This window comes from Nocardia sp. NPDC051030 (assembly GCF_040683015.1).
Classification (GTDB): domain Bacteria; phylum Actinomycetota; class Actinomycetes; order Mycobacteriales; family Mycobacteriaceae; genus Nocardia.
Genome location: NZ_JBFBCD010000009.1, coordinates 488,317 through 500,419, shown reverse-complemented (window position 1 = coordinate 500,419; position 12,103 = coordinate 488,317). Strand labels below are relative to the sequence as shown.

The following is a 12,103-nucleotide window of genomic DNA, read 5'->3' as shown; positions in this document are numbered from 1 at the left end:
AGCGGGGGGGTCCCGGGGGGTGGCCCCCCCCCCACACCCCCCCCCCCCCCCACAGCTCCCTCACCGTTTATGAGACCTGTTTAGTGCACGTCGAATTCGTTGCTGAGGCCCGTGAAGGGGTGGAGTGAGCCGTCGGCGGCGAGTTGGTCGGCGAAGTGCTGGAAGCGGTAGCGGCCGGGGGTGGCGTCGGCGGGGATATCCCAGGTGAAGCGGGCAGCGGAGACGTCGGTGCCGCGGCGGCTCCAGAAGAATTTGACCGCCCACTCCCCCTCATTGGCGACCCGGGTCCAGCCGGAAGCGGTGACGCGCTGCACTTCCAGGAAGGTGCCATTGCGGCGGTTGTTGTGTTTGGGGTGGGCGGAGACGAATTCGACGGAGGCCTGATCGCCGCGCGCGTAGGAGGGGGCGGGCTGGGTCAGGACGTCACCGAAGCCGAGGCCGGGCGGGGTGGCGTCGGGGCCGGGGGCGGCCACGAAGTTGGGTTGCAGATTGGAGACGTCGCGCGGGGCGGGGCCGCGGCCGACCTGCTGCTGGGCCGCGAAAGCCGTTGCGAGACGGTCGAATTCCTGGAGGTAGGCGGGCAGGGTGTAGCGGCCGTACAGGGTGGAGCCGCCCTCGTACTGCTGGGCGTCGTATTCCTCGGGGGTGGCGACGTATTCGTGATAGCAGTTGGCGTAGCCCTGCATGAGCACCTGCTCCACCGGCACGCCCAGCGCGGCGGCCACGGTGCGGCGGATGCGCAGGCCGGACACGATGGTGAATTCCGCTCCGCCGCAGGCGAGGTAGAGCTCGCCGATGCGGACGATCTGGATCGGCACCACGCTCGGCACCCACGCCACCGGCGGCATGATGCCGAGCGGGGCGACAATCGCCTTAGGGGCCTGGGCATCCGCGAGCCAGTCGGGAATGGCGGGCATATCGCCGCCGATGAGGGCGTCGACGAACGGGTTCCGCACACCTTCGGGAATGGGGATGCCGGGCAGGCCGGGTCCATCCTCGGTGCTGCCCGCGATGAGCGAGACACCGGCGGCGGCCGTCGTGGTGTGGCGCGGCTGGCCGTTCGGGGTCCAGCGGCCATCCACGGCAATGTCGGAAATGTCGATATAACAGAGCATCGAGCCGATCGGCCCGCTGATCGCGCTCGCGGCGGCGAGAGCGGCCTTGCCCGCGCGATATTGGCGATCGCCGATAATTCGGGTGTTGTCGAATTCGTTCTTGGTGGGGCCGTCGGTGGGTTGCAGGTTCAGGTTCGGCGACATGTCACCGGAGTTGGTCTGCGGGAAGGCCGCCACGAAATCGCAGCCGTCCAGGTAGCGCACGCCATGCTCATCGTGTTCGAAGCTGTAGGACGCGTAACCCTTGTTGTCGGCGCTGATCAGCCGGTTCGTATTGCTCATCGACGTGTTGTGGGTGGCGAACCAGGTGATCGCGCCGACCTGGCGGCCGCCCTTGGTCAGCGACAGCACGGTGACGGTGGGGTCGATGGCATTCGGAAAGTGCTGTTTGTCGGCATCGGGATTGCGCTCGAACGCGATTCGCGAGCGATTCACGCTGGCGTCGTGCAGTTCGCCGCGGCCCAGCGACAGGCCGCCCGGGCCCAGATCGGCGTCCGCGGCGGCGATCGCCTCCACGATGCCGTTCACCTCGGCGTCGTACACCTGCTGCTGGAAACCGAAGATGGACAGGTTGTAGGCGTAGTCATTGGAGGACCCGCCACAGGTGGCATGCGAATGCGTCGAGGTGAGCAGAACGTTCTGTTCGGTGTAGCGGTCGCCGAAACGCCGGGCCAGTTCCTGCATGACACCCCGGTGCACGCTTTGGAAGATCATGCCGTTGTCGGCGACCACGTAGACCAGGCGTTGTTCACCGCTGCCGAGGATGAAGGCGCGGGCGCGGGGACGCAGGTGAATACCGGCGGTGGTTTGCTCGAACTGCGAGTAACCCATCATGCCGCATTCGGCCGCTGGGCCGGTTATGTCGGAAATGCCCACGCCGATGAGGTAATTGCCGGAATCAGCTCGCGCTTCGCTCTCGGGTAGCGCGAAAGTCGCCGACACGGCCAGTGCGGCCGACCCCGCGGTCGCTCCCGCCAGAACGGTTCTGCGCGAAACCTTCGCGGACCATTCCTGCTGGTCCGTTCCGTTGTCCGACACCGCCATTCGCGCCTCCTGTTTGTCTCGCATGGGAGTGAACCACGCAACTGGACGTTCGTCCAGGCGAGATTTTCCGAGCGTGCGAATTGACTGCACGCGTCGCGGACGCTTAACTCCCTGGAGTGTCCTCCCGATTGAGCGTCGAAGAACGACGGGCCCACCTTATCGAGGCGGCCATCGGCCTTGCCGAAAAAAAGGGCGTGGCAGGAGTTACCACGCGCGATGTTGCCCAGGCAGCCGGTGTTTCGCTCGGTGTGGTGCATTACTGTTTCGAAAACAAGGACCAACTCATGACCGAGCTGGTCAAGGCCCTCTCGATGGAATTGCGAGATTCCGTCGATGCCAACGAAGCAGTATGGCAAGACGTCGGAACCGGAAAAGAAGCGCTTCAGAAATTGGTGCGCGTTGCTCTGGAACTCATGTGGCTGAACGTCGAAGCAACTCCGGAACGCCAACTACTCACCTACGAAACAACCACCTACGCACTCCGCGAAGGTGAATCGACTCCGGCAAAACTCGCAATTGCCCGGGAGCAGTACACGTTCAACGACTCCACCCTCACCGATGTCATCGAACACGCCCGCGAGGCCACCAGTACCACCTGGACCGTCCCCGTCGGCACCCTGAGCCGCTTCGTGCTCAACACCATCGACGGCATCGTCCTGCGCTGGCTCGTCGACAATGACAGCGCCTCCGTCCGCGAACAGCTGGACCTCGTCGCCGCCATGGTCGTCTCGCACGCCGCCTGAGCAACCGGTTCAGGCGTTCACCCGGAGTAGCAAGCCTTCTCGACGGTTACATGCGCTGTAAACCCCGTAACCGTCGGCAAGGCCTGCAACTGTGGGTGAATGCTGACCGGGGCAGGGCAGCAGCTCACCACGCCCGATGAGTCCCCGTCGCCCCGACCGTAAGCGCGCGGGGACGACGGGTTTTCGCGCGGCGTCAGTCGGGCTGCGTGTTCCGGTGGGGTTGGGCCTGGACGTGGGTGACATCGCCCTCTCGCCACCAAGCGACCGCGGCGATGCCTTCGTATGCGCCCGAGAGGCGGACCCGGAGGTCGTCGTGGACCACGAGTTCGCCTGTGGGAGCGGGCAGGCCGAATTGCAGGCGGAGCAGGACACCGAGCGGATCGGCGGTCCAGGTGGTCGGGCGACCCTCGCCGAGGACCTCGGCGGTCACGGCCTCCGAGGCGAGCGGGATGTCCAGGAGGGTGGCCAAATCATGGGCGGTGTCGATATCGCCGACCACCAAGCGGTCCGCGGGCAGGGCGGGGCCGAACCAGGGCAAGTCGAGGACCAAGGCGTCTGCCGAGTCGATGATCACGCCCGAGAGGGCGCGCACTCGGTCGGGGAGCTCCAGGTCCTCCAGGTCCAGGCGACCGGTGGCGTAGGCCTCGGCCAGGCGGCGGTGGGTTTGTGAAATCGATTCGGGGCTGGGCATTCTCGCCGGGTCCGCGAGGGCGTCGAAGAGTTCCTCCGCCAGCACGGGGCTGATGACCTCCGGGTCGGCCAGGACACCGCGCAGCACCCGCAGGTCATGCGCCGAGAAGCCCGGCAGCTGTGGAAGCAGACCGGCGAAGAAGTTGTCCTCCGGATGCCGCATGAGACCCAGTGGGATGCCGTCGATATGCGCGTGCAGGCGCAGCCACCAGGCCGTGTAGCCGTCGCGGTCGGCGAGCAGGCGGCGGGTGGTCTCCTCGGACAGCAAGAGGCGCAAGGCTTCCGGCCACTCCGCCTCGTCCACCAGGTCCAGGTCACGCACCGCGAGGAGCTCCGGCGGATCCTCGGCCAGGCCCTCCCACCAGGATTCCTCGTCATCCAGATGATGGTCCGGACCGGTCGGATCGGATTCCGTCACCACGGTGAAACCCCAGCCGACACCGATGGCGCGCAAGGCTTCCGCACCGTACTGCTCCACCGCCTCGGCCGAGATGATGGCGAACGGCGAATCCTCCACCAGCACCCGGGCCAGGGGCGCGTCCGGCAGCAGCAGTTCGTCGGCGGGCATGAGTTCGCCGTCGGCGTCCGGCAATTCGAGCAGGCCGAGCCAGGACGGCAATGCGCCCGGCACCGAAAGGGTGTTCCGGGCCAGGCTGAGCACGGCGGCGACGGTATCGGGGTCGCCCGGATCATCCTCGAGCTGCGCCTGCAGGCCGGGATCATTCAGCAGATCCTCCGGCGTGGCCGCGCGAGCACCCAAGCGGCCCAGCAGTTCATGCGCGGCCTCGGGATGCGCCAGCCGCGCCCAATGCACCGGAATCGCGCTCTCCAGCTGATCATCCAGCACCACGGTGCGCGGCCCGGTCACCAGCCGTCCGTCGGCCAGGGGCACCGCCAGCGCGCCCAACTCCTCCACCGACAGCGGATCGGTAACAAAGCCTTCCAGGGCGTCGTACAGCGAATACCACCACTGCGGTTGCCGTTCCAGACTGTTCGACAATTCCGCAATGCGCGCCAGCCCGATCCGGTGCACATCCAGCACCGCCAGCGCATCCGAACTCATCCGGCCGGAAAGCTCCGGAATAACCAGCGGCCCAACCATATCCGCCAGCAAATCCGCCAATTCCGAAGTCACACCGGTGAACACACTGGCTCGACGCGGCGCGGCATCCACCCCACCCAATACCGGCAGCCAATTCTGCTCCCGCAGTTCGGCGACAATCGCCTCCCGCAGCAGCCCATCCACCTCACTGCGCGCAAACCCAGGCACCGGCACCAAAACGAGGCGGTCCCGCTCCGGCAGCGCCCGCGCGAAATCCGCATACCCCGCAACCAGATCCGTCACCCGCACCCCCGGCAACACCCGCCGCCGATCCGGCTGCATGGCGATATCCGCGATCAGCAAGGCGGGCAGCGAAAGCTCTTCATCCGACCGGGTGGGCGCGCGCAATACATCCGCATGCGCCGCCACCGCCCGCCCCTCCCGAACCGGCACCAGCCATCGCGCCCGCGCCGTCCGGTACTGCCACCACACCCGCTCATCCCCCTCCGGCCCGGAGATCCGAAGCTCCTGCACTCCGCCGTCGAGATTCGCACCGGCGCTGCCGATTTCCGCGTGCTCGACGCCCAGAGCGTCAAGGCTCGCAGACACCGATTCGGGGGTATCGGCCGCGACGCCATTGAGGCCGGCACTCCGAGGCTCGGACTGATCGGCCGCGCCGGGCATGGCGAAGACGTCCGTGCCGACGGCCTCGGGCATGGGGAAGATATCCGCGGTGGCAGCGTCCGGCTTGGCCGACCGCCGCTGCGCGAGACCAAAGTCGAGATCGCGTACGGTGCTGGAAATCTCGTCATTGCCGATCCGAATGCTTTGCAGCGCAGGCAATTCCACCAGCAAATCGACCGCCTCCGCCCGCATCCCCGCGAGCAGCCCGGTGGTTTCCATGTCCTGGCGCAGCTGGAGCACGATCTCACTGTCGAAACCGGTCACCGGCCGCGCCTCACTCGGCCACGCCAGCCGCAGCGCGGGCGGCGCGAAACCCGCTTCGGTCTCGGGTATCCCGATCCCCTGCGCCGTCAACTCCGCCCAGGTATCGGCCCGCGAAAACCGCACCGACCCACGCGTGGACCGAAACTCCACCTCATCGGAAACACTCAGCACCGCCGTGAAACCGACGCCGAACCGCCCCACCGAGACATCCGCCCCGGCCTTGGCGGAAGCGCGCAACGCAGTCAGCGCATGCACTCCCGAAACATCCAGCGCCACACCCGTGTTCGCGACATGCAGCGCCCGCCCCTCCAGCCACACCCCGATCCGCCCCGGCACCCCCGCCTTGGCCGCCGCATCGGCCGCATTCTGCGCCAACTCGGTCAGCACCCGATCCCGATACCCCGCCCGCACCAAATCAGCCTCGGTAGCCGCATCCTCCCGCAACCGAGTAGGCGAATCCCGCCAAGCCGCCAGCACCCCCGCCCGCAGCCCCGCCGTCCCGAACGGATCCCCCAACTCGCCACTACTCACGCCCCGCACCCCTTCCCGACCACGTCGCACCGTGCACCACGGCACCACTCGAATTCCCGAACCGTACCCACAACCCACCGGACCCACCCGGCCCCCAACCCGCGATAGAAAACCCCGCCCGCGCTCCGGCGTTCCCACACCACAGCACGAGGGCCCAGAGAGCCCGGCGGCCGATGACCTCTGAATGAAAACCCACATCCAGCGCCAACAGCCGCCTTCGCGCCACGAAGTTCACCGACCGAAGAAGTCTGGATGAAGGCCCGCACCCCGGCGGCCGCAACTGCCTTCGCGCCGACGACGGAGACCGCCGAACGTGTCGCGCGCCGAAGGAGTCGCAGGCTCGGCCTATCGCAGCGAACTCGGCTCCCCTGCGGGGCCGCCCAGTTCGCGCGGACGACAAGGTCGCCATCTCGATCCCGTCCATTCGATCGATCACCGCAGATGTGTGGGCCGCGGCCACATGCGGCCGCCTCGTCGATGCTCGCCGCGCGGCGGCGCTCATCTCCAGCCCGGGTCGGCGAAAATGCCTCCGCCGCCTGGGAATTGGGCCGCGAGGCTCAGTGCTGGTCCGTCGCCCCGAAATCGCCCGGTGTGGCGGTCTCGGGTTCCACGGCGACCGCGGTGGTCCCCCAGCCGTCGTCGTAGACGGCGTCCGGGTCGACGTCGAACAGGGTGATCACGCCGTTCTCTGACGTATCGGAATTCGTAACGGGCGCTTCGGGTTCCGGGTCTTCGACCGTCGAATCCTCCTCGGCGACAGTCGAGTTCACCACGTCATCGGTGGTGGATTCGGCTTCCGCGGCGGCGAGATCGACCGGGTCTGCCTCGGCGGTGGCCGCGTCGACCGACTCGGCCTCGGCGGCGGGAGTCTCGGCTTCGGTAGTGGCCGTAGCCGTTTCGGTGGCGGGACGGAGTTCGGCGGTGGGGATGAGGTCGAAGGCGGCATCGTCGTAGGCCTCGTAGGCGGGGGAACCGCCGCCGGTGGGAAGTTCCACGTCGGAGTGGGCTCCGCAGCCGTAGCGGACGTGGACGACGTGGCCGTCCGCGCCCAGGGCGTTGGCGCAGATGCCGAAGGCGGCGGAGAGAGAGCCCGCGAGGGGGGTGAAGAAGCCGCAGAGGCCGCAGGTGGAGGGCGCGGAGCGGGCCATTTCGGTGTCGGGGCCGAATTCGGAGTACCAGCGGTCGGCGGCCTCGAGGCGGCCTTCCAGGCTGAGGACCCGGGTGCGGCCGAGGCCGATGTCGAGGGCCACGTCGTCCACGGCCGGATCGCCGGTGGCGAGGTAGCCGGGGACCAGGCGGGGGTCATTGGCGGGCGGCGCGAGCAGATCGCCGGGGGCGAGATCGCCGGGGCGGATGCGCTGTTCCCAGGGCAGGAAGTCGGGGGCGACGAGCGCGTCGGGGCCGGGCAGGAGCGCGGACTCGCTGACCGTGGCCCGGGTGGCCTCCGGAGGGGCCGCCACCACGACCGCCCACTGCCAGCCGCGATAGCCGGGCAGGGTGCATTCGAAGTGGTGCGTGGCCGCTGATTCGTCCTCGGCCTTGACGCCTAGATGTGGGCCGACGCCGAACGGCTCCAAGTCCATGAGCGCACGCCGAGCCAGCTCGACCGCCTCCGCCAGGATCGGCCGTACTACGGACTCCGAAACTCCAACCGCGCTCACGCCCTACATTTTGCCGTATGGAGCGCAAACGTCGTGCACCGGTAGCGACCGTCCCGATCGTGCTGACCACAGCCCTGGCCCTGGCGGCGACCATGACCGCCTGCGGCCACACCGACGACACGCCGAGACTGCGCGTCGAGGTCATCGCAACTCGCCCGCACGACGCGGCCGCCTTCACCGAAGGCCTGGAGGTGGACGACGGCATCCTCTACGAAAGCACCGGCCTGTCCGGCCGCTCCTCCGTCCGCGCCATCGACCTCACAACGGGTACCGGACTCGCGCGCGCCGACCTCCCCGCGCCCCTGTTCGGCGAGGGCATCACCCGCGCCGGTGACATGCTCTGGCAGCTCACCTACCGCGACGGCATCGCCATCGCCCGAGACCCCCACACCCTCACCGAACTCCGCCGCACCACCTACGACGGCGAAGGCTGGGGCCTGTGCACCCGCGACAACCGCATAGTCATGAGCAATGGCACCGCCACCCTCACCTACCGCGACCCCCAAACCTTCGCCGTAACCGGCACCGTCACCCTCACCTCCCGCACCGACACCAAACTCAATGAACTCGATTGCGCCCCCGACGGATCGATCTACGCCAATGCCTGGCCCACCGACCGAATCCTGCGAATCAACCCGGATTCCGGCGAGGTCATCGACGTCATAGACGCCTCAGGTCTCCTCCCGAAGGCTTCCCGCACCCCCGACACCGACGTCCTCAACGGCATAGCCCACCTCCCCGGCACCGACCACTTCCTCCTCACCGGCAAAAACTGGCCCACCACCTACGAAGTCCGCTTCGTCCCGAATTGATCGGCGAGCATGCAACGGCTGAGGCGTTTCCCGACGTTTGCCCTCAGCCATTGCATGTTCACCGCCCGACTTGGGGGGGGAATCCGGGGGAATTTGGGGCTTTTGGGCGGATTTTGGGGGGCGCACACCTGCCGTGGTGGCACCGGGGTGGCGCTGCACTGCAACAATTGGGTGCGTGACTGCTCCCCGTGAACCCGGCGCCGATTCCGATCGGTGGGGCGACGAGGAGACCCCGCTCATCGATCGGCATCCCGGATTCGACCGGTATCCGCCTGCGAATACGCCGAATCCGCGCCCGAATCCGCCGCGCCCGAACGAGCCCGAGGTGCCGGATTTCCTGGCCCGCCGCAATCCGACCCGTCCGTATGACGCTCAGGGGATCCGCCCGCAGGACGCGGCGCCGATGCGCCCGGGGGACGAGCAGTCGATCCGCCCGCAGGACGCGGCGCGCGGGCAGCGGCCCGGCGAGGAACCCACGCGAGCCCACACCTCCCGGTGGTCCCGGCGACGCCGTTCGGAACCCCCGGCGCAGCCCGAGAGCCCGCCCACACGGCCGCTCGAATCCCAGTCGTATCCCCCCGCGCAACCCCCGGCCGATTCGCGGCAGCCCCGGCGGCGCGGTCCCGAACCGCAGCCCCCGGTCCGCCCCGGCGACCACTTCCTGACACGCCCGGACCCGGCACGCAGCGAGCGCCCGGACCCGGCCACCCGCGAACTGCCGGAAGCGGCTCACCCGCAACCGCATTCACAGGACCCCCATCCAGGTGACGAATACGCGGCCGGATTGAAGAAGCCACCCCGCAAGCTGACCGTGACGCGAGTCGCGGTGCGGCGCAGCAAGGAACTCACCGAACGCGGGTTCGCGACCTTCCAGCGCGCCGCGAAGGCGGATGGCGCGGAGGAGTCCGGGCTGACCGCTCTGGTCTACGCCACCATGGCCAACTTCGCGACCGATGCCGCGGTCGCGGTCGCCTTGGCCAATACGCTGTTCTTCGCCAGTGCCACGGCCGAATCCAAGACCAAAGTGGCGCTGTACCTGCTGATCACGATCGCCCCCTTCGCGGTGATCGCACCGCTGATCGGCCCCGCGCTGGACCGTTTGCAGCGTGGTCGCCGGCTGGCGCTGGCGGGCTCGTTCGCCGCGCGTGTGCTGATCGCCGGAATCCTGATCTTCAATGTCGATACCTGGGCGCTGTATCCCCTCGCCCTGTGCATGATGATTCTCAGCAAATCGTTCGCGGTGCTGAAATCCGCGGTCACGCCGCGCGTGCTGCCCCCGGGAATCGACCTGGTGCGCACCAATTCCCGGCTCACCGTGTTCGGCCTGGTGGGCGGCACGCTGGGAGCGGGCGCGGTGGCGGGCCTGATCGCCTCGGTGGCGCATTCGGCGGGTGCGCTGCTGTTCGCGGCCGCACTGGCCGCGGCGGGCGCGTACCTGAGCTTGCAGATCCCGTCCTGGGTGGAGGTCACCGAGGGCGAGGTCCCGGCGACCCTGACCTATCACGGCGCCGATTCCCACACCGAGGTGCTGGAACCCGGCCAAGCCGCCAGGGTGCAACCGGACAAGCGCCGCCAGCCGCTGGGCCGCGCGGTGGTGACCGGCCTGTGGGGCAATGGCACGATCCGCGTCCTGACCGGCTTCCTGACCTTCTATGTCGCGTTCGTCGCGAAGGCCACCGAGCATCGCCCCACGCAGCAGGCGGCCATGCTGGCCGTGGTCGGCGTGTGCGCGGCGGTCGGCAACTTCGCGGGCAATGCGAGCGGTGCGCGCATGAAGCTGGGCCGCCCGACGCTGCTGGTGCTGGTCTGCACCATCGCGTGCGTGGTCGCGGCGGTCAGCGCGGCCGTCTTCGACAATCTGCTCGGCGCGGCCGCGGCCACGCTGATCGCCGCGGGTGCGAGCGCACTGGCCAAGGTGTCCCTGGACGCCGCCATTCAGGACGATCTGCCGGAGGAGTCCATCGCCTCCGGTTTCGGCCGCTCGGAGACGGTTCTGCAGCTGTCCTGGGTGATCGGCGGCTCGATGGGCGTGCTGCTGCCGACGGACTGGTGGAAAGGTTTCGCTGCGGTCTCGGCGGTCATGGCGCTCGGCTTGGTACAAACGGTGGTCAGTTACCGTGGGCATTCGCTACTGCCTGGTTTGGGCGGTAATCGACCGCAGCACGCGAAGCAGGAGATCCCCGGCGCGCACGGCGCCGGCGAGCCCACCTAGGACAGGAATTCGAGCCGGTGAACACACCCAAAGCCCGCACGATCGTCGCTCTACTGGCGGCCCTGCTCGTGGTGGCCGTGGCTTATTTCGCCGTCATCGTCGTGGTGGCCCGCCATGCGGACAAGCCGGAGCCGGAGATCACCGCGTACGCGCACGGCAAGTCGGTGGTGGTGAAGCCGTTCATGTACTGCACCGTGCACATCGAGAACAACACCCTGGACCTGCGCGACTGCGATAACAGCCAGTCCATCTCCACCGTGTCCGTGCCCGCCGGATATCCGCTGCAGCTCTCGCTGCCCAGCGAGATCGTCGATGCGCCTTGGCAGATGGTGCTCGTCTACCAGCTGCCCGACGGCACCGCCGTGCAGCGCATGCAGACGCACCGCGAATACCCGGACAAGGCCCGCGCCATCACCATCGACACGCCCTCGGACCCGCGCCTGCAATTGGCCGGTGTGGAGATCCAGCTGCCCGTCCCGGCCAAGGACGAGAACGGCAATGAGGGTTTCATCCCGCACGCCATCTGGTCGATCCGCACCGCTGCGTAGCGCCCCGCACTCGAATTCACGGCCCCCGGTGACCATGTCACCGAGGGCCGTTGTCGTCGATCCTGGAAGCGCTTGGGACCCAATGGCAACGGGCCCCGGTGAGCGTGTGGCTCACCGGGGCCCGTTGGGCTTGAAAGCGTTTCGGCCTAGTGGTCGAGTTCGCGGGCCACGCCGCGCACGACCTCGGCAATGCGCTGGGCCATCTTGCGATCCGGATGCTTGCCGCGGCGCAGGTCCGGCTGCACCTTGGTTTCCAGCAGCGTGATCATGTCCTCGATGAGGCCGTGCAGCTCATCGGGTTCCTTGCGGGTGATCGGAGCATCGTTGCGGCCCCGGCGATCTCCGCGCTCCCCGCGTTCGGGACGGTCACCGCGCTCAGTGCGCAGGGTCGGCGTCTCGAGCAGCTTGAGGCTGAGCGCCTGCGGGCCGCGACGGCCGGCCGCCATACCGAATTCCACACGCTGGCCGGGCTTGAGCGCCTCGACACCTTCGGGCAGCGCCGACGATCGAACGTAGACGTCCTCACCCTCATCCTGGGAAAGGAAACCGAAGCCCTTTTCGACGTCGTACCACTTCACCTTGCCGGTCGGCACTGCGCTCACCCGTTCGTTATTCGATGCCCGGACGCGCCGGGCACAGTCGTGGTTGACGGACCAATCGTCCGCAACCTTTCCGTTTGCGAAAAGAACGCGCCCCACACAGCGATGGCAGGACGCGATTGCGTTCGAGTCTACCCCGGTGTGAATAGCCCGAGCAC

Annotated in this window: 8 protein-coding genes; 4 read left to right on the top strand and 4 right to left on the bottom strand. The window is 68.1% G+C overall.

Features of this window, described 5'->3' with window-relative positions:
• Positions 1-80: 80 nt before the first annotated feature.
• Positions 81-2,159 (bottom strand): neutral/alkaline ceramidase, encoded by a 2,079-nt coding sequence (locus AB0N05_RS30285; RefSeq protein ID WP_364700137.1) that lies wholly within the window; start codon positions 2,157-2,159, stop codon positions 81-83.
• Positions 2,160-2,287: 128 nt separating this feature from the next.
• Here AB0N05_RS30285 and AB0N05_RS30280 point away from each other — a divergent pair, with 128 nt between their 5' ends.
• Positions 2,288-2,902, top strand: coding sequence for a TetR/AcrR family transcriptional regulator (locus AB0N05_RS30280; protein ID WP_364700056.1), 615 nt, complete (start codon positions 2,288-2,290; stop codon positions 2,900-2,902).
• Positions 2,903-3,095: 193 nt separating this feature from the next.
• Here AB0N05_RS30280 and AB0N05_RS30275 read toward each other — a convergent pair whose 3' ends face one another.
• Positions 3,096-6,113, bottom strand: a complete 3,018-nt coding sequence (locus AB0N05_RS30275) for an ATP-binding protein (protein WP_364700054.1) — start codon at positions 6,111-6,113, stop codon at positions 3,096-3,098.
• Between the two features lie 557 nt (positions 6,114-6,670).
• Entirely contained in the window at positions 6,671-7,774 is a 1,104-nt protein-coding gene (locus AB0N05_RS30270) for a DUF3027 domain-containing protein (protein ID WP_364700052.1), read from the bottom strand.
• Positions 7,775-7,791: 17 nt separating this feature from the next.
• On the opposite strand from AB0N05_RS30270, the gene AB0N05_RS30265 reads away from it, so the two are divergent.
• The 3 genes from AB0N05_RS30265 (at position 7,792) to AB0N05_RS30255 (ending at position 11,346) form a co-directional block, all read left to right on the top strand.
• A complete protein-coding gene (locus tag AB0N05_RS30265) occupies positions 7,792-8,586 on the top strand; it encodes a glutaminyl-peptide cyclotransferase (RefSeq protein WP_364700050.1) in 795 nt (264 codons plus the stop codon).
• A gap of 175 nt (positions 8,587-8,761) precedes the next feature.
• Positions 8,762-10,798, top strand: coding sequence for an MFS transporter (locus AB0N05_RS30260; protein WP_364700048.1), 2,037 nt, complete (start codon positions 8,762-8,764; stop codon positions 10,796-10,798).
• Positions 10,799-10,815: 17 nt separating this feature from the next.
• A complete protein-coding gene (locus tag AB0N05_RS30255; protein WP_364700045.1) occupies positions 10,816-11,346 on the top strand; it encodes a DUF2771 domain-containing protein in 531 nt (176 codons plus the stop codon).
• A gap of 146 nt (positions 11,347-11,492) precedes the next feature.
• Here AB0N05_RS30255 and AB0N05_RS30250 read toward each other — a convergent pair whose 3' ends face one another.
• A complete protein-coding gene (locus AB0N05_RS30250; RefSeq protein ID WP_364700135.1) occupies positions 11,493-11,939 on the bottom strand; it encodes a cold-shock protein in 447 nt (148 codons plus the stop codon).
• Positions 11,940-12,103: the final 164 nt, after the last annotated feature.